This window comes from Halomonas urumqiensis (genome assembly GCF_003028575.1).
GTDB classification, from domain to species: Bacteria; Pseudomonadota; Gammaproteobacteria; order Pseudomonadales; family Halomonadaceae; genus Halomonas; species Halomonas urumqiensis.
Window position 1 is genome coordinate 1 of the sequence record NZ_PYUD01000002.1, and the last position, 18795, is coordinate 18795.

Consider the following 18795-nt stretch of genomic DNA (forward strand, 5'->3'; position numbering starts at 1 on the left):
AAAAGCGTTCAACCCGAAGGTTGAGGCTTTGACGAGTCGCTTGCCTTGATGGTTCGTGTGACTGGTCACCGACCCATCGACAAGCGCCCACATGAATTACCTGATCGATTGTTAAAGAGCGGCTCCGGGCTCGATGATTTGAGCGGAGCGTCTCGCTTGCCGTCGTGGCCTGCCGTGTTGCGGCGGCCTCGCCAGCGCCCTGCGAGGAAGGCGTATTCTACGTGATCGGCGTGGCGTGTCAAGCGCCATGTTTCGCCGGGGTGATGCCTCACCCAGGAAATGCCGATGGCACCTAAACACTAGTACTATCAATCACTTCCTTCACTTACCACCGCCTGCAACGTTGCCCGTCGCCGGCAGCGGATGCGTACTTTACGGGTTTGATGGTGACCATGCAATACCCTGCGTCAGAAAAATGTCACGCCGATGTCATCGCCGTGTCGTTGAGCGCATGGCTTGAGGTGCTCACGACAATTCAGTCGAGAGTTACCCGTGCATAGCGCTTCTTGCCGGCCTGGATGACGTAACTCAGGCCGGTGTCGAGCATGTGGTCACGTTGAACCACTTCACCATCTACCTTTACCCGACCATTGCCGAGCATATCCTTGGCCTGGGCACTGTTGTTGGCAAGGCCCGAGCGGTTGAGAACCGCGGCGATCGGCGCCTGGGCACTCCCTTCGAAGTCGACACGGACCTCAGGCAGGTCTTCGGGCAACTCGCCATCGGCCAGCTGGTTGCCGGCCGAGCGGTGGGCGTTGGCCGCTGCTTCCTCACCGTGATATCGAGCAATCAGTTCGCGGGCCAGTACCATCTTGATGTCGCGTGGGTTGGCGCCCTGTTCGGCCTCATGCTTGAGCGTCTCGATCTCTTCGTTGGCCTTCAGCGAGAGCAATTCGAAGTAGCGCCACATCAGGCTGTCAGGCATCGATACCAGCTTGTTGAACATTGCACCGGGGGCTTCGTCGACGCCAACATAGTTACCCAGCGACTTGGACATCTTCTGCACACCATCCAAGCCTTCCAGTAGCGGCATCGTCATCACCACCTGCGGCGCCATGCCGAAGTGTTTCTGAACTTCACGCCCCATCAGCAAGTTGAATTTCTGGTCGGTTCCACCCAGCTCGACATCCGCTTCGAGGGCTACCGAGTCATAGCCCTGCACAAGGGGGTAGAGGAATTCGTGGATGGAGATCGGCTGGCCGGAGGCATAGCGCTTGTCGAAGTCATCACGCTCGAGCATCCGTGCCACGGTACTCTGCCCGGCCAGTTCAATCATGTCGGCGGCCGACATCTTGGAGAACCACTCGGCATTGAAGCGCACCTCGGTCTTGTCGGGATCGAGGATCTTGAATACCTGCTCTTTATACGTCTGGGCGTTGACACGCACCTGGTCTTCGGTAAGCGGCTTGCGAGTGACGTTCTTGCCAGTGGGATCGCCAATTCGCCCGGTGAAGTCGCCGATCAGGAAAATCACCTCGTGACCGAGATCCTGGAACTGGCGCATCTTGGTCAACAGCACGCTGTGGCCCAGATGTAGATCCGGCGCCGTCGGGTCGAAGCCGGCCTTGATACGCAGCTTGCGACCGGAATGGAGCTTTTTGATCAGCTCATCCTCCAGCAGAATCTCATGAGTGCCACGCTTCAGTAGCGCCAGCGCACGTTCCACATCGGTCATCGTTGCCTTCTCTCCACACAAAACGGTCAAACAAGCCTGGGTGACAGTAAAACAGCTTGACGAATGGGCGCGATGTTAGCATGACTTGTCCACCGGAGTTGAGCACACCACCCGAGGAAGCCACGTAGATGCCACGATTCATCGGCCTGATGTCAGGTACCAGCCTGGACAGTATCGACGCCGCCCTGGTGGATATCGAAGCCACCGGAACGCCGCAACTGCTCGCCACCCATGCCGAGCCGATCGACGACGGCCTGCACCATCGGCTGCTGGCACTATGCCATGCCGAACGAGTGGCCTTCAGCGAACTCGCCGCCGCCGAAGACGGGTTTTGCCGCCTGCAGGCACGAGCCGTCACGACCCTGCTGACGACAAGCGCCATATCGCCCAGTGATATCGTCGCCATTGGCAGTCATGGCCAGACCATCGAACATGCACCGGATGGCCACTCGGGTGGCCCGCGCTATACCCTGCAACTCGACAACCCGAGCCTGCTCGCCGAATTGACCGGTTGCCGGGTGGTCGCGGATTTTCGCCGTCGCGACCTGGCAGCCGGTGGCCAGGCCGCGCCACTCGCCCCCGCCTTTCATGAAGCCCTGTTCCGCGCCCCGGATGAATGGCGCCTGGCACTCAATCTCGGCGGTTTCGCCAACCTCACCTTGCTACCTCCCGCAGGGGACCCTCGCGGACCATTGGGTTTCGATACCGGCCCTGCCAATGCGCTGCTGGACGCCTGGCATGCACGGCATCGCCACGCACGCTTCGACAGCAATGGCACCTGGGCGGCATCCGGTGAGGTCGACGCTGAACTGCTGGGAAGGCTGCTCAAGGAGCCCTTCTTTCATCGGCCGCCACCGCGCAGCACCGGCCGCGAACTGTTCCACCTCGAATGGCTACAACATCACTTGAGTGGCCGTGAAGCACCACAAGACGTGCAAGCGACACTTTCCGAGCTGACCGCGGCAAGCGTGGCCATGGGCATCGAGATGGCGCGCGAAATGTTGAGTGCCCCGCCTGCCACCATGCTGGTTCCATGCGGGGGTGGCGCACACAACGGCGATCTGCTGGCTCGGCTGGCCCGCCGCCTGCCCGAGACACCACTAGTGGCCAGTGCCGACTGGGGCTGGCCCGCCGATTGGCTGGAGGCGGGCGCTTTCGCCTGGCTTGCCTGGCAGAGAATGGCCGAACGACCCGGCAACCTGCCCTCGGTTACCGGAGCGGCTGGCACTAGGGTGCTGGGCGGCGTGTATGCGCCTTGAATCATCTCGGCACGATGCGATCAGAAATCATCTTCGCTACGCAGTGAAAAGCGGTTGGCCGCATCACGCGCCTGGGACATGCCTTCACTGCTTTCGTCGCCATACTTGATCATCATGCGCAGGTCGTTGGCGGAATCGGCGTGCACCAGCGCCACTTCTTCACTGATCTTGCCTAGCTTGAACAGCTCATAAAGCGCCTGATCGAACGTCTGCATGCCCAATTCCCGCGAACGCGCCATGATGTTCTTTATCTCGCCGACATCACCCTTGCGTACCAGGTCACCGATCAGCGGGGATTTCAGCATGATCTCGATGGCCGGGCAGCGTCCGCCATCCACGGTCGGCAGTAACTGCTGGGCGACGATCGCCCGCAGGTTGAGAGACAGGTCAAGCCATATCTGCTCATGCCGCTCATGGGGAAAGAAGTGGATAATGCGATCCAGTGCCTGGTTGGCATTGTTGGCGTGCAGGGTCGCAAGGCACAGGTGGCCGGTCTCGGCAAAGGTCAGCGCGTGCTCCATCGTCTCCCGGGTGCGAATCTCGCCGATCAGGATCACATCCGGGGCCTGACGCAGGGTGTTCTTCAGGGCCACCTCGAACGACTCGGTGTCGATGCCCACCTCACGCTGGTTGATGATCGCCTTGATATGCGGATGAACGTACTCGATCGGGTCCTCGACGCTGATGATGTGGCCCCCCACGGTCTCGTTACGCTGCTGGATCATCGAGGCCAGGGTGGTCGACTTGCCGGTACCGGTACCGCCGACCACGAACACCAGGCCACGCTTGATGTTGGCAAGCTCACCCAGCACCGTCGGCAGTGACAGCTCCTCGAGGTGAGGTATCTCGAACGCGATGCGGCGAATGACCATCGCTGGCTGGTTGCGTTGCTGGAAGGCACTGACCCGGAATCGCCCCTTGCCCTCGATGCTCAGCGCGAAGTTCGCCTCATGTTCGTCGTTGAAACGCTGCCTGACACTTTCAGGTAGCGACGCGGCGACCAACTCGTTGACCTGCGCCACTGTCAGCCCCTGATCCCCCATGGGGGTCAGCTTGCCAGCCATCTTCAGCGTCGGCGGGGCATTCACCGAAATCAACAAGTCCGAGGCCTCCTGCTTGACCATGATATCCAGCAGTTGGTAGAGCCACTCTTTTGCCGTCATCTCGCTGCTCCTGTCCCTGCGTATTCGATCAACATCGTTCAGCCAAGCACGCTCTTGGCCTTGGCCTGAGCGTCTTCGCGCGCCACCACGTTTTCCGCCACCAGCTTGGCGAGCGAAGCGTCCAGGGTCTGCATGCCCAGGTTGCCGCCGGTCTGAATCGCCGAGTAGATCTGCGCTACCTTGTCTTCGCGAATCAGATTACGCACCGCCGATGTGGCGATCAGAATCTCATGGGCCGCCACTCGGCCACCGCCCTGTCGCTTGAGTAGCGTTTGCGAAATCACCGCCTGCAACGACTCGGATAGCATCGAACGCACCATCGACTTCTCCTCCCCCGGGAACACGTCGATGATACGGTCGATGGTCTTGGCGGCCGATGTGGTGTGCAGGGTACCGAACACCAGATGGCCGGTCTCGGCCGCTGTCAGCGCCAGGCGAATGGTTTCCAGGTCACGCATCTCACCGACCAGAATGACATCCGGGTCCTCGCGCAGCGCACTGCGCAGGGCAGGGGCGAAACCATGCGTATCCCGATGCACCTCGCGCTGGTTGATCAGGCAGCGCTTGCTGCGGTGCACGAATTCCACCGGATCCTCGATGGTCAGGATGTGTTCGAAACGGTTGTCGTTGATGTAGTCGATCATCGCCGCAAGGGTGGTGCTCTTGCCCGAGCCGGTCGGGCCGGTCACCAGCACCAGGCCACGCGGCAACATCGAAAGCTGGCGAAAGGCATAACCAAGCCCGAGATCCTCGAAGGTCAACACCTCCGAGGGAATGGTACGAAACACCGCCCCCGCGCCACGCGCGTGGTTGAAGGCGTTGACACGAAAACGCGAGATCCCTGGCACTTCGAAAGAGAAGTCGGTCTCGAGGAATTCTTCGTAGTCGCGCCGCTGGCGATCCGCCATGATGTCATAGATCAGTTTACGGACTTCGCGATCTTCCATGGCCGGCACATTGAGCCTGCGGATATCGCCGTCGACACGAATCATCGGCGGTAGGCCCGCCGACAGATGCAGGTCCGAGGCTTTCTGCTTTGCCGAGAACGCCAGCAGTTCGGTAATATCCATGCGTTTTCCCCGCTCCCGAGTTGGTACTTTATCAGTGGTGACCAGTATGACAGACCTCGAGACATGACGAGTCAGGCAGATTCCACACTCGCCATTGGCGAGTCATTGGCAGCGGCCCGCCAGCGCCTCACCCAGGCCCTCGCCGCGGCTGGCAGGCCCGCGGAGAGTGCGCGGTTGCTTGCCGTGAGCAAGACCAAGCCATCCGCGTTGATGCGTGATGCCTGGCATCATGGCCAACGCGATTTTGGTGAAAACTATGTTCAGGAAGCCCTGGACAAGCAACACCAATTGGCCGACCTCGAAGATATCGTCTGGCATTTCATCGGGCCGCTGCAATCCAACAAGACCCGCGATGTCGCGGAACACTTCGACTGGGTACATAGCGTAGACCGCGAGAAGATTGCCCGGCGGCTGAACGATCAACGCCCTGCAACACTCGACAAGCTGAATATCTGCTTGCAGGTCAACATCAGCAATGAAGTCAGCAAATCGGGGGTAAGTCTCGAGGCCTTGCCTGAGCTTGTCGAGCGGGTGCTTGAGATGCCCAACCTGTGCCTGCGCGGACTGATGGCGATTCCCGCACCAAGTAGTACGCTGGCCGAGCAGCGCGAGCCATTTGCAAGGCTGAATCACACACTCATGAGCTTGCAGGAACGTTTCCCGGAGGCATCGCTCGACACGCTTTCCATGGGCATGACGTCCGACCTCGAGGCCGCCGTGCTTGAAGGCGCCACCCTGGTACGCCTGGGCACCGCGATCTTTGGGGAACGAGACTGAGGCACGCCCGACCGTATCGCCGGTAACAGTACCGGCCACCATTCGTCGACAGACCAAGGACAGACCGCATGGCCACCAGAGTCACCTTCATCGGCGCAGGCAACATGGCCGGCGCCATCATCGGCGGAATGATCGAGAAAGGCTTCTCCCCGGACGCCATCACCGCCACCTCACCCAGCGACGAGTTCCTCGCCCCCCTGCGCGAGCGGCTTGGCATCGCCACTGGAACCGACAACAACGCTGCCATCGAGCAGGCCGACGTCGTCGTGCTGGCCGTGAAGCCCCAGATCATGCACGACGTCTGCAGTGATCTTCGCGAAGCCGTGCAACGGCGTCGCCCACTGATCATCTCGGTGGCGGCAGGGCTGCCCGCCGAGACCATCGACCGCTGGCTGGGCGGCAAGCTGCCGGTGGTACGCTGCATGCCCAACACACCGTCGCTGGTGGGAGCAGGCGCCTCGGGGCTTTACGCAAGCCCGGCGGTTGATGATGCACAGCGCAAGCTTGCCACAGAACTGATGGAGGCCGTCGGCCTGGTGGAATGGGTCGAGGATGAGGCACTGCTCGACGCGGTGACCGCCGTATCAGGCAGCGCTCCAGCCTATTTCTTCCTGATGTTCGAGGCCATGGAAGAGGCCGGCGTGGCACTGGGCCTGCCCGCCGATACAGCGCGCCGCCTGGCCATGCAGACCGCCTATGGCGCCGCCAGCATGGCCATGCAGAGCGACCGCGGCCCGGCCGAGCTCAAGCGCAACGTGATGTCGCCTGGCGGCACTACCGAACGTGCCATCCAGTCGATGGAGGATGCCGGCATGCGTCGCATCGTGCAGGACGCCATGAAGGCGTGCGCGGCGCGTGCCGCCGAGATGGCCGAGGAGCTCGGCAAGCGCTGAACCTCGCGCCGAGGGCGTATGACCATCTTTCACGCTGAGTGATTTTCACGCAGAATTTTACGCATTGCGTTCACGCATGGTTCCGCTCACAGGCACCATGCGCCACCCCGACTCGGAGGAGCCCCCATGGGCAGTCAATTGGGAAGTGCCGGCCTGCTGCTGGTCAACACCCTGATCAACATCTACCTGTTCCTGCTGATGCTGCGCTTTCTGCTGCAGGCATCACGTGCCGACTACTACAACCCGATCAGCCAGTCGGTGGTCAAGGTCACCCAACCGGTGGTGCGCCCCTTCCAGAGCTTTCTCGGGCCGGTAATGAACCGCTTCGACCTGGCCACCCTGGCGGCAGGCTTCGTGGTCAAGGTGATCAGTATCGTGGTGATCCTGCAGGTCGCCGGCTTTGGCATGCCCCCCTTGGTGGGAGTGGCCATCGGCGGGGTTGCCGCCTTGGCCAACGCCATTCTCAAGATCTACTTCTTCGCGCTGATCGTGATGATCATCTTGAGTTGGGTCGCACCCAACGCCAGCCACCCCGGCGCGCTGCTGGTCATGCAAGTGGTCGAACCCATCATGTCGCCGCTGCGCCGGGTGATACCGCCACTGGGCATGATCGACCTGTCGCCCATCGTCGCGTTCATCGGCATCAGCCTGCTGGATGGTATCGTGGTGGGTTCATTGACCCGCGCCGCCGGCATCTCCGGCGCCCTGATCGGCCTTTGAGCACCGCCTCGCAAGGCGAGGCGGCACCCTGCAATGACTGGACATGAGCGACTGATGCCCGAGCTCCCTTCTGACTCGGTTGGCGTGGTAACGCCCCAGACGGCGCACTTCGACGACCCCCTGGATCTGGCCTGCGGCAAGACGCTGCCGGCCTACGATCTCGTCTACGAGACCTACGGCACACTCAATGCCGAACGCTCCAATGCGGTACTGATCTGCCATGCCCTCTCCGGGCACCATCATGCCGCAGGCTTCCATTCACAAGATGATCGCAAGCCTGGCTGGTGGGACGCCCATATCGGTCCCGGCAAATCCATCGACACCCGGCACTTTTTCGTCGTCTCGTTGAATAATCTCGGCGGCTGCCACGGCAGTACCGGACCCATCAGTGACAACCCCGAGACCGGTCGCCAATGGGGCCCCGAATTCCCGATGATGACGGTCACCGACTGGGTGCACAGCCAGACCCGCCTCGCCGACCGGCTGGGTATCGAGCGCTTCGCTGCGGTGATCGGCGGCAGTCTGGGCGGCATGCAGGCAATGCAGTGGGCCCTGATGTACCCCGAGCGGGTGGCCAATGTCGCGGTGATCGCCGCCACCCCCAAGCTCTCGGCCCAGAACATCGCCTTCAACGAAGTCGCGCGTCAGGCGATCCGTTCGGACCCGGATTTCCACGATGGTTGGTACGCCGAGCACCACAAGGTACCCAAGCGCGGTCTGAAGCTGGCACGCATGGTCGGCCATATCACCTACCTGTCCGAGGATGCGATGGGTAGCAAGTTTGGCCGCGACTTGCGCAGCGACGACTTCAACTTCGGCTATGACGTGGAATTCCAGGTCGAGTCCTACCTGCGCTATCAGGGCGATACCTTTTCGACGTCCTTCGATGCCAACACCTATCTGTTGATGACCAAGGTGCTGGACTACTTCGACCCGGCAGCCCCTCACGGAGGAGACCTGGCGCGCGCCCTGGCACCCGCCGAGTGCCCGTTCCTGGTGGTCAGTTTCACCACCGACTGGCGCTTTCCGCCATCTCGCTCGCGGGATATCGTCGATGCGCTGATTCGTGCCGGCAAGCGCGTCAGCTTCGCCAATATCGACTCACCACACGGCCATGATGCCTTCCTGATGCCCGACCCCCGCTACCAGGCGGTATTTGCCGCCTTCATGTCTCGTGTGGCCGCGGATCTCAGCCTGGAGGGTCGCCCATGAAACGCGCTGACTTCACGCTCATTCATGACTGGGTGCCCGAAGGGGCACACATTCTCGACCTGGCTTGCGGTGACGGCACCCTGCTTGCTGCCCTTGCCCGCGACAAGCAGGTCACCGGTTATGGCCTGGAGATCGACCCGGACGGCATCACCAGTTGTATCGCCCGTGGCGTCAACGTCATCGAGCAGAACCTCGACGAGGGGCTCGCCAACTTCGAGGACAACGCCTGTGACATCGTGATCATGACCCAGGCGCTACAGGCCCTGCGCCGGCCCGACCTGATGATGGATGAAATGCTCAGGGTCGCCGGCGAGTGCATCATCACCTTTCCCAACTTCGCCTACTGGCGGCACCGTGCCTACCTCGGCTTCAAGGGCTATATGCCGGTGTCGAAGTCATTGCCCCACGCCTGGTACGACACGCCGAACATCCACCTGTCGACGTTCAATGACTTTGAACGACTCTGCAGTGACAAGGGTCTGATCATCGTCGACCGGGCCGTGGGCATCGGTGACCACGAGGGCCACTGGACGTCGCGGCTGTGGCCCAACCTGTTTGGCGAGATAGCCATCTTCCGGGTCAGCCGGGGCCAGTGACTCCCGAGCAACAACCCGTGGGATAAGACGAGGGAGGGTAACCATGATGCGCCGACGCATAGGTGGCATGGCGCTGGACATCCGGCCGCTGAGCAGCCTGCTGTTGTGTACATGGCTGTTGTGTACATTGCTGCTGGGCAACCTGCTGCTGGCAAGCAATGCGGCCGCTCAACAGTTCGAACAGGTGGGTGACTACCAGATCCACTACAGCGCGGTGAATACCAGCTTCCTGCCGGACACCATTGCCCGCGAACACAGCATCCAGCGCAACCAGGCGATGGCGCTGCTCAATGTCAGTGTGCTCGAGGAGCGCGAAGACGGCACGACACGCGCGGTGCCGGCCAATGTCAACGGCCGTATCAGCAGTCTTGGCGGGGAGGATGGTGAACCGCTGAGCTTTCGCACCCTGCGCAGCGGTGACACGCCCTCGCAGATCGCGGTATTTCGCATCAATCAAGACGAGCCCATGCGTTTCGACCTCGAGGTACGTTACGACCGCAATGCCGAGCCAGCGCGCGTCAGCTTCATTCAGCGCTTCTACATCGAGCGTTGAGAGAAATCGATCATCTCGCGCTCGAGTGACACCGGCAATGCCTGGTCCAGCTGGATCGTCACCGGTACGCCATTGACCCGCCTCACCGCGCAGCGATACGCCAGCACCTCCACGCCTTGCCTGGCCACGCGGCGCAGCGTCGCCGCATAGGCGGGGTCGAGGTGTGCGGCAGGCGCCACGGCGTCGATCGCCTCATGGGCCACGCAGAACAGCAACACGGCACGCTGGCCTTGCGCAGCGAGTTCCGCAAGCACCTCCAGGTGCTTCCGCCCCCGTTCGCTCACCGCGTCGGGAAAATAGCCGTGCCCGTCGGGCTCCTTGAGGGTTACCTGCTTGACCTCCACGTAGGCCGGGCCAAGCACCGGGTCATCGAGGCGAAAGTCGAGCCTTGACGGCGTCTCGCCCGCAGGCTGCTCGACCCTGGCCTCTCGCCTGAGCTCAGCGTAATCGGCAAGCTCCTTCACGCGCCCCTTGCCAAGCGCCTCCTCGACGATCCGGTTGGCCCGCCCGGTATGCACCGAGGCCATTGCCGTGGTGCCATCCGGCTGGGGCAGCTCGATCAGCTCCCAGGTCCAGGCCAGCTTGCGTCGCGGGTCGGTACTCGCTGCCAACCACACCCGACATCCCGGTACGTTGACGGCCCGCATCGAACCGGTATTGGGGCAGTGCGCCACCACCTCACGGCCATCCTTGAGGCGCACGTCGCTGAGAAAGCGCTTGTAGCGGCGCAGCAGTACGCCGGGCACCAGCTTGGGATAGTCCACACGGCGTCTCCTACAGGCGCGCCAGGAAGCGCTCGAGGCGAGCCACGGCCTCCTCGAGGCGAGCGGTGCCGGTGGTGAAGGCGATACGTACGAAGTGCTCGCCCCCTTGCACGGCGAAATCGATGCCTGGGGTGATCGCCACGTTCTCCTCCTCCAGCAGGCGCTGGCAGAAAGCCTGGCTATCGTGACTGTAGCGCGAGATGTCCAGCCACAGATAGAAGGCGCCCTGGGGCGGCAGCGAGGGTGTCAGGCCCAGGCGCGAAAGCCCCTTCAACAGCGCATCACGGCGGCGGTGCAGCGCTTCACGCTGGGCTTCCAGGATGGCTCGACATTCAGGCGTGAAGGCCGCGAGGGCGGCATGCTGCGCAGGGGTGGAAGCCGCCAGGAAGACATTCTGGGCGAGTCGGGTCAGCGGCTCCACCGCGGCCTCCGGCGCCAGCAGCCAGCCAAGGCGCCAGCCGGTCATGCCGAAGTATTTCGAAAAACTGTTGACCACGAAAGCATCGGGGCTGATCGATGCCACCGAGAGTGGCGCAAGGTCGTAGGACAACCCCTGGTAGATCTCGTCCACGAGCAAGTGGCCACCCCGCGCCGCCACGGCGTCGGCCACCGCGGTCAGTTGATCGGCATCCAGCATGTGGCCGGTGGGGTTGGAGGGAGTGGCGAGCATCGCCAGACGTGTGCGCTCGCCCCAATGGCGCTCGATAAGCCTGGCATCGAGCTGCCAGCCGCTTTCCTCGCTCACCGGCACGACATCGACCTCGGCACCGGCCAGCGCCATGAAATGGCGATTGCAGGGGTAGTTCGGGTCGGCCATCAACACCCGATCGCCGGGCCCCGCCAGCAGTTGGCTGGCCAGCAACAGCGCCCCGGATGCCCCCGGGGTGACCAGCACGCGGCGTGGATCGACCTCGGCACCGAAGTGCTCGGCATAGTGGGCGGCGATCGCCTCCCGCAGCGCTGGCAGCCCGGCGGCTGGCGTATAGCGGGTATGGCCCGCGGCCAGCGCCGCTTGCCCGGCGGCCACTACTGGCTCGGGGGTTGGGAAGTCCGGTTCACCCACTTCCAGGTGGATGACATCGAAGCCCGCGGCTTCTCGCGCCTGAGCGGCTTCCAGCAAGGTCATCACGCGAAAGGGCGCGATACGCTCGATACGCGGGTTCCACGTCATGGCGGACTCCTCTAAACACTGGCGAGGCGGGGATGCTTTGCCCGCTGCGATGTCAAACAATCAGATGAAAAGATGCGTGACGAAGGTAAACAGTGTAACGATTGTGCGAGCCTTGGCGAGCCTTTCGCCAGGCCAACCGACTCACTCGGACCGACGCCAGGGTTGCGAAGCAAAGGGTGGAGGGATGAGCGGGCGGATTGGCGGCGAGATTGGCAGGCGGATTTTCAAAGAGATCGACAGGTGGATTTTCAAAGACGATTTTCAAAGACAGTTGCAAAGTCCGCTTTTTTCAGCTAAACAAGCATCCCTTTGGCGTGAGATACCTTGCAGCGCGTCGGGTATTGATCAGTAGTCACTAAAGTAATGAGGCAGTTCCATGCCAGTAGCCGACAAGAAAGCGGAAGCGCCCAAGAAATTCACCCCCTACGAGCCGGCGGCGGGTGAGGAGTACATGAACGAGAAGCAGTTGGAGCACTTCCGACAGATTCTGCTCGGCTGGAAGCAGGAACTGATGGAAGAGGTGGATCGCACCGTGCGCCATCTGCAGGAGGAGGCGAACAACTACGCCGACCCAGCCGATCGTGCCACGCAGGAGGAGGGATTCAGCCTCGAACTGCGTACCCGCGACCGTGAGCGCAAGCTGCTCAAGAAGATCAACGAGACGCTCGAGAAGATCGACGAGGATGACTATGGCTTCTGTGAGGCCTGCGGTGTCGAGATTGGCATCCGCCGCCTGGAAGCCCGCCCCACGGCCACCTTATGCGTCGACTGCAAGACCCTTGCCGAGCTCAAGGAAAAGCAGTTGGGCGGTTGAGCCAGGCATGTCGATCGTGCGATCCACCCCGACGAGATCGACAGGGGTGCCGACGGTTTGCAACGGGCACCCTCGGGTGCCCGTTTGCATATCCGGCGTGATGCCCGGGAGACGCGCGTGACGCACTACCGCGGACGTTTCGCACCGACGCCCTCCGGGCCGCTGCATTTCGGCTCGCTGGTCGCGGCGTTGGCAAGCTACCTGGACGCACGAAGCGCACGCGGGGAATGGCTGCTGCGCATCGAGGATATCGATCCCCCGCGCTGCCCACCCGGCGCCGCCGATACCATCCTCGCCCAGCTCGAGGCCTTCGGGCTGCACTGGAATGGCGAGGTCCGCTGGCAACACCGCCGCGATGCCGCCTACGGCGAGGCACTCGAGCAGCTGGCCGGGCAGGGCCTTGCCTACCCATGCAGTTGCTCTCGCAAGCAGTGGCGCGAGCATGCCATCTACCCTGGATGGTGCCGCAATGGCGTACGCGAACCCGGCAAGCCGGTGGCCTGGCGACTGCGCAGCGACCTCGGCCTACGCCCTGTGGCATGGCGAGATCGCCTGTTCGGTCAGCAGCGCTTCGACCCCGCCGAGCTCGGTGACGTGGTCCTCAAGCGCAAGGATGGCCTCTGGGCCTACCAGCTCGCCGTGGTCGTCGATGATGCCGACCAGCAAATCACCGATGTGGTGCGCGGTTTCGACCTGCTCGACAACACCCCCTGGCAGCGTCAGTTGCAGCACGCCCTGGCGCTGCCGGTGCCGCGTTACCTGCATCTGCCGCTGATCATGGGTGAAGACGGCCAGAAACTCTCCAAGCAGAACCTTGCCCCCGCCCTGCCGGTCGAGGACGATGAGGTGCGTCCGCTGCTGCATCACGCGTTGACCGCCCTCGACCAGGCACCTCCGCAAGCACTGGCCGATGCCCCGGTGTCCGAGCAACTCGACTGGGCGATAGCCGCCTGGCGTGCAGACTCGCTGCGCCCGGTGCCATACGGTGTGGTCGAGCGTCACTGAGGAGTTCTCCATGTACGTCTATCGCATCATGCTGTTCCTGGTGCTGGGCGGCTACCTGCTTTCGCCGCTGCTGATGAGTGGCTGGGCGACTCCTGGGGTGGCCTGGTACCGCCCCTTCCTGATCTGGGGCGTACTGATCGCCTTGACGCTATGGCTGGAACAGAAGAGGAAGCTCGATGAACGCTAGCCTCGCCGGCATGTTCGTCCTCGGTACCGGCTATCTGCTGGTGCTGTTCCTGTGCGCCATGGCGGTGGATCGCGGTTGGGTACCGGTTCGCATCATCCGTCACCCAGCCGTGTACACCTTGGCGCTCGGTGTCTACGCCAGCGCCTGGGCGATCTATGGCAGCCTTGAGCTTGCCTCCACCTCCGGCTATGGCTATCTGGCCTACTACCTCGGGGTCGCAGGCGCCTTCCTGCTGGCGCCGGTACTGCTGGTACCGATCCAGCGCATGACCCGCACCTACCAGTTGGCGTCACTCTCCGACCTGTTTGCCTTTCGCTTTCGCTCACGCTGGGTCGGCACCCTGATCACCGTGATCAGCCTGCTGGCGGTTCTGCCTCTGCTGGCCCTTCAAGTCCAAACCCTGGGAGATGCGATCTTCCTGATGACCGGCGCCGCCTCACCCGCCCTGCTGGCGTTGGCCTTCTGCATGATGATCGCGCTGTTCGCCATGTTATTCGGGGCGCGCGAAAGCCGCCTTCACGACCGCCATGACAGCCTGCTGGCCGTGATCGCACTGTCGTCACTGGTCAAGCTCGGCGCCATGCTGGCATTGGCCGGTATCGCGCTGTTCGGCGTCTTCAATGGTCCGGCCGACCTGCAAGGCTGGCTGGATGGCCCCGGCCAGGCCTACCAAGCTGGCGTGCTGCAACCCGACCCCGCTCACTGGCGTACCCTGCTGCTGCTGTTCTTCGCCGCCGCCCTGCTGATGCCACACATCTTCCATATCACCTTCGCCGAGACGCTATCGCGTCACACCTTGCTTCAGGCCAGCTGGGCACTGCCCCTGTTTCTGCTGCTGATGGCCATTCCGGTGCCGCTGATCCTGTGGGCCGGCCAACGCCTGGGCAGCGACCAACTTATCGGGGCCGCCTACCTGGCGTTTGGCCTCTCCAACTCTCCCTGGGTCCAGGCACTTGCCTTCATTGCCGGGCTTGCCGCCGCCAGTGCCACCATGATGCTGATCGCCCTGGCGCTGTCGGGCATGATCCTCAACCACGTGCTGCTGGTGGCCCATCCGCCGGACGCCCGGCAGAATCTCTACCGCTGGCTTTTGTGGCTGCGTCGCGCGCTGATCGCCGCGGTGATCCTGGGAGGATGGCTTTTCTATCGCATCGTCGGCGTCCACCACGACTTGACCACCCTGGCGCTGGCGGCCTTCGTCGGCATGGCCCAGTGCCTGCCCGGGCTGCTGGCCCTGCTCTACTGGCCTGGCGCCAACCGCAAGGGCATGGTCTCGGGCCTGGTAGTGGGCATCCTGATATGGCTTGCCGGCCTGTGGGTGCCGCTGCTCACCGGCCTGCCGCCGCTGGTCGTCATTCCGCCAGGGCTTGAAATCCTGATCGGCGAACCTGACTGGTACATCGTCACCCTGGTATCGATGGCCGCCAATATCCTGGTGCTGATCGTGGTGTCACTTGCCAGCCATACCTCGGAAGGCGAACGCGCCGCCGCCGAGGCCTGCTCCGTGGATGCGGTGATCCGACCCCAGCGCCTGCCGCTGGCCGCCGCCACTGGTGAAGACTTCAAGCAACACCTTGGCCGCGCACTTGGCGAGGATGTCGCCAGCCGCGAGGTCGAGCGCGCCCTGGATGACCTCGGCCTGTCACCGCTGGATAGCCGCCCGTACGCGCTGCGCCGCCTGCGCGACCGCCTGCAGGCCAACCTGTCAGGGCTGATGGGCCCGTCGGTGGCACAGGACATCGTCGACCGCTACCTGCCCTATCAACAGGGAGGCGGCGGCGCCACCGAGGACATCCACTTCGTCGAGAGCCGCCTGGAAGCCTACCGCTCAAGACTGACCGGGCTTGCCCGCGAACTCGACGGCCTGCGCCGTTACCACCGCCGGACCCTGACCCGCCTGCCGGTCGGCCTGTGCGCCTTCGGCGAAGATGGCGAGCTATTGATGTGGAACGATGCATTGACCGCCCTGACCGGGATACCAGGCGAGAGCGTGATCGGGTCACGACGCGACAGCCTTCCCCCCCCCTGGGGCGAGCTGCTCGGTCGAATCCTGGCCGAGCCGCGCAGTCACCTCTACAAGCAACCGGTCGATCTCGACGGCGCTCAACGCTACCTGACGCTGCACAAGGCCGAGCTCGAGGCCAGCAACGACGAGCTGGGCGGCAAGGTGATCCTGATCGAGGACCATAGCGAGATGAAGTGGCTGGAAGACGAGCTGGTGCATGCCGCACGACTCGCTTCGATCGGCCAACTGGCGGCTGGCGTGGCCCACGAGATCGGCAACCCGATCACCGGTATCTCGTCGCTGGCGCAGAACCTGCGTTACGACACCGATGATCCCCAGCTACTGGAAACCGCCGACCAGATCCAGCAACTCACCGATCGGGTGTCGCGGATCGTTTCATCGCTGGTGGGGTTCGCCCACGGCGGGCGACACGTTACCGGCCAGGCGTTCACGCCGGTGGCCATGGCCCAGGTCACCGATGACGCCCTGCACTTGATCCACCTCGCCCGCTCGGGGGAGGATGTCAGCTACGCCAATCGCTGTGACCCGAGCCTGATGGTCGAGGGCGACGCCCAGCGGTTGCTGCAGGTGATGGTCAACCTGCTCAGCAACGCGCGTGATGCCAGCGAACCCGGTGACCAGGTGGTCATTGCTACCGCGGCACAGGACAACGGGCTGCTGGTTACGGTGACCGATGAAGGCCAGGGAATCGACGAACGGGTCCGTGACCACCTCTTCGAGCCTTTCACCACGACCAAACCACCAGGCGAGGGGACAGGCCTTGGCCTGCCTCTGGTCTACAGCATCGTTGCCGAGCACGGTGGGCGCATCGAGATCGACTCACCGCCAGCCGATCAGCCACGCGGCACCCGGATCAGCCTCTGGCTGCCCCTCAACCGACAGCAGGAGGGTGAACGACCCGATGAGCCGGATCCTGATCGTTGAAGACGAAGCCATCATTCGCAGCGCCCTGCGCCGGCTGCTGGAGCGCCATGACTACCACGTCAGCGAAGCTGGCTCGGTAGCCGAGGCGCTCGCGCAAGACCCCCAGCGTTTCGACCTGGTCATCAGCGACCTGCGCTTGCCTGGCGATCCGGGCACCGAGCTGATCGGGCATGCCGCCCCGGTTCCGGTGCTGATCATGACCAGCTACGCCAGCATGCGCTCGGCGGTCGAGGCCTTGAAACTCGGCGCGGTGGACTATGTCGCCAAGCCCTTCGACCACGATGAACTGCTCGAGACCGTCTCGCGCGTACTGCATCAGCAAGCCGTGCACAGTGCCGAACCACCCGACATCACCGAGCCCGGTGGCAAGGCCCAGCCAATGATCGGCAATTGCACGGCCATGCAGCTGGTCTACACGCGCATTCGCAAGACCGCACCCGCTGATGTCACCGTGTTGATCCAGGGCGAATCGGGCACCGGCAAGGAACTCGTGGCCCGCGCTATCCACCAGCAGAGCAAGCGGGACCGCGCGCCATTGATCTGTGTGAACTGTGCAGCCATTCCCGAGACCTTGATCGAATCGGAACTGTTCGGTCACGAGAAGGGCGCCTTCACCGGCGCAAGCTCTGCACGCACCGGCCTCGTTGAAGCCGCCGATGGCGGTACTCTGTTTCTCGATGAGATCGGCGAATTGCCGCTGGACGCCCAAGCGCGATTGCTGCGGGTGCTGCAGGAGGGTGAGATTCGCAAGATCGGCTCGGTGGAAACCCGCCACGTCGACGTGCGGTTGATCGCCGCCACCCATCGTGACCTTCGTGCCCTGTCTAAGACGGGCGAGTTCCGGCTCGATCTCTATTACCGGCTCAACGTGATGCAGATCGACCTGCCGCCGCTGCGTGACCGCGACGAGGACGTACTGACCATCGCCGATGCCTTGCTGGAGAAGGCCTGCACCCGTCACGACCGCGACGGGTTGCGTCTTTCCCGCGCGGCACGGCGCGAGATACGCGACTACCCCTGGCCCGGCAATGTCAGAGAGCTGGAGAATGCCCTGGAACGTGGGGTGATCCTGGCCGAGGGCCACCTGATCCACCCCGATGACCTGGGTCTGGCGCCGCTCACCACCCGCCCCTCCTCACCAACGCCGACATCGGGCAGTGGCCACCAGGCAAGCGCCACCGGTGGCATGGCCAGCGGCGAAGAGGGCACGGAGAGCAGCGAGGAAGACCTGTCGCTGGAAGACTACTTCCAGCATTTCGTGCTGGAGCACCAGGATCAAATGAGTGAAACAGAGCTGGCACACAAGCTTGGCATCAGCCGCAAGTCACTGTGGGAGCGCCGCCAGCGCCTCGGCATACCGCGCAAGAAGAGCCCGCGCCGCCGTACCGGCTGAACTGTCCACAGAAACCCAGCCACAGAAACCCAGCCACAGAGATCCAGTCACCGAGACACCTCCGACGTCCATGCGACCATGGTGCAAGACGCGTATCAGAACCCGTTACACCTCTCACCCAGGCCATGGCGGCCACAGTTTGCCCCATTTGTTACCGTCCCACACAGCCCACGCCCCACATCGGTGCCATGGCGGTAACACTCACAGGCTCAGATGCCGACCTCGACCATCAAGAAAAATATAATTCATTGAAATTTATACATAAAAAACCAACTGGCACGGGGTTCGCTACCTTTATGGGCAAGAAAAACAAATTCCGGATGTCACTCACTGCCAACAACAACAATACGGCAGCAGGTTGTGACAGGGCCTCGACCAACAACAATAACAATCCATGCAGGCCGGCCAGCCAAGCACACGACGACCGAACAACAACAATATCGGACGCGTGCCGTGCATCTCGAGCCAACAACAACAATATTCACGAGACCCGGAAGACCAGGACGCGACGCATCAGTCATGGCCGCCAACAATAACAATGGCCGTCAAGATGCACGCTCGGCAACAATATCAACAAGCCGAGCGGAGGCATA

At 62.8% G+C, this 18795-nt stretch carries 17 protein-coding genes; 12 read left to right on the top strand and 5 right to left on the bottom strand.

Features of this window, described 5'->3' with window-relative positions; genetic code table 11:
- Positions 1-475: 475 nt before the first annotated feature.
- Entirely contained in the window at positions 476-1675 is a 1200-nt protein-coding gene (tyrS, locus tag C6V82_RS07320) for a tyrosine--tRNA ligase (protein ID WP_102587505.1), read from the bottom strand.
- Between the two features lie 128 nt (positions 1676-1803).
- On the opposite strand from tyrS, the gene C6V82_RS07325 reads away from it, so the two are divergent.
- Positions 1804-2934, top strand: a complete 1131-nt coding sequence (locus C6V82_RS07325) for an anhydro-N-acetylmuramic acid kinase (protein ID WP_102587504.1) — start codon at positions 1804-1806, stop codon at positions 2932-2934.
- A 20-nt stretch (positions 2935-2954) separates the two neighbouring features.
- On the opposite strand, the gene C6V82_RS07330 is transcribed toward C6V82_RS07325, so the two are convergent.
- The gene (locus C6V82_RS07330; RefSeq protein WP_102587503.1) at positions 2955-4097 is read right to left on the bottom strand and encodes a PilT/PilU family type 4a pilus ATPase; all 1143 of its coding nucleotides are present in this window, start codon (positions 4095-4097) and stop codon (positions 2955-2957) included.
- A 38-nt stretch (positions 4098-4135) separates the two neighbouring features.
- Positions 4136-5167 carry a type IV pilus twitching motility protein PilT gene (locus C6V82_RS07335; protein WP_102587502.1) on the bottom strand — a complete coding sequence of 344 codons (1032 nt, stop codon included), beginning with the start codon at positions 5165-5167 and terminating at the stop codon, positions 4136-4138.
- A gap of 63 nt (positions 5168-5230) precedes the next feature.
- On the opposite strand from C6V82_RS07335, the gene C6V82_RS07340 reads away from it, so the two are divergent.
- From C6V82_RS07340 to C6V82_RS07365, 6 genes are all read left to right on the top strand, one after another.
- On the top strand, positions 5231-5944 hold the full coding sequence (locus tag C6V82_RS07340; protein ID WP_102587501.1) for a YggS family pyridoxal phosphate-dependent enzyme: 714 nt from the start codon (positions 5231-5233) through the stop codon (positions 5942-5944).
- Positions 5945-6012: 68 nt separating this feature from the next.
- Positions 6013-6837, top strand: a complete 825-nt coding sequence (gene proC, locus C6V82_RS07345) for a pyrroline-5-carboxylate reductase (protein WP_102587500.1) — start codon at positions 6013-6015, stop codon at positions 6835-6837.
- A gap of 126 nt (positions 6838-6963) precedes the next feature.
- A complete protein-coding gene (locus C6V82_RS07350; RefSeq protein WP_102587499.1) occupies positions 6964-7557 on the top strand; it encodes a YggT family protein in 594 nt (197 codons plus the stop codon).
- 54 nt (positions 7558-7611) lie between these two features.
- Positions 7612-8769, top strand: a complete 1158-nt coding sequence (metX, locus tag C6V82_RS07355) for a homoserine O-succinyltransferase MetX (protein ID WP_102587498.1) — start codon at positions 7612-7614, stop codon at positions 8767-8769.
- The gene (gene metW / locus C6V82_RS07360) at positions 8766-9365 is read left to right on the top strand and encodes a methionine biosynthesis protein MetW (protein ID WP_102587497.1); all 600 of its coding nucleotides are present in this window, start codon (positions 8766-8768) and stop codon (positions 9363-9365) included. The genes metX and metW overlap by 4 nt, the downstream gene beginning before the upstream one ends.
- A gap of 43 nt (positions 9366-9408) precedes the next feature.
- Positions 9409-9918, top strand: a complete 510-nt coding sequence (locus tag C6V82_RS07365; protein ID WP_229843121.1) for a DUF4426 domain-containing protein — start codon at positions 9409-9411, stop codon at positions 9916-9918.
- On the opposite strand, the gene sfsA is transcribed toward C6V82_RS07365, so the two are convergent.
- Positions 9903-10682, bottom strand: coding sequence for a DNA/RNA nuclease SfsA (gene sfsA / locus C6V82_RS07370; RefSeq protein ID WP_102587496.1), 780 nt, complete (start codon positions 10680-10682; stop codon positions 9903-9905). The two genes, C6V82_RS07365 and sfsA, sit on opposite strands and share 16 nt — an antisense overlap.
- A 10-nt stretch (positions 10683-10692) precedes the next feature.
- Entirely contained in the window at positions 10693-11853 is a 1161-nt protein-coding gene (locus C6V82_RS07375) for a pyridoxal phosphate-dependent aminotransferase (protein WP_102587495.1), read from the bottom strand.
- Positions 11854-12229: 376 nt separating this feature from the next.
- Between C6V82_RS07375 and dksA the strand changes: the two genes are divergently transcribed.
- The 5 genes from dksA (at position 12230) to C6V82_RS07395 (ending at position 18202) form a co-directional block, all read left to right on the top strand.
- On the top strand, positions 12230-12667 hold the full coding sequence (dksA, locus tag C6V82_RS07380; protein WP_023004999.1) for an RNA polymerase-binding protein DksA: 438 nt from the start codon (positions 12230-12232) through the stop codon (positions 12665-12667).
- Between the two features lie 117 nt (positions 12668-12784).
- On the top strand, positions 12785-13672 hold the full coding sequence (gene gluQRS, locus C6V82_RS07385; RefSeq protein WP_102587494.1) for a tRNA glutamyl-Q(34) synthetase GluQRS: 888 nt from the start codon (positions 12785-12787) through the stop codon (positions 13670-13672).
- A 10-nt stretch (positions 13673-13682) separates the two neighbouring features.
- Complete coding sequence (locus C6V82_RS18095) at positions 13683-13859, top strand: hypothetical protein (RefSeq protein ID WP_180978244.1); 177 nt, start codon at positions 13683-13685, stop codon at positions 13857-13859.
- Positions 13849-16809, top strand: a complete 2961-nt coding sequence (locus tag C6V82_RS07390) for an ATP-binding protein (RefSeq protein WP_102587493.1) — start codon at positions 13849-13851, stop codon at positions 16807-16809. The genes C6V82_RS18095 and C6V82_RS07390 overlap by 11 nt, the downstream gene beginning before the upstream one ends.
- Positions 16787-18202 carry a sigma-54-dependent transcriptional regulator gene (locus C6V82_RS07395; RefSeq protein ID WP_102587492.1) on the top strand — a complete coding sequence of 472 codons (1416 nt, stop codon included), beginning with the start codon at positions 16787-16789 and terminating at the stop codon, positions 18200-18202. Before C6V82_RS07390 ends, C6V82_RS07395 begins: the two co-directional genes overlap by 23 nt.
- Positions 18203-18795 lie beyond the last annotated feature (593 nt).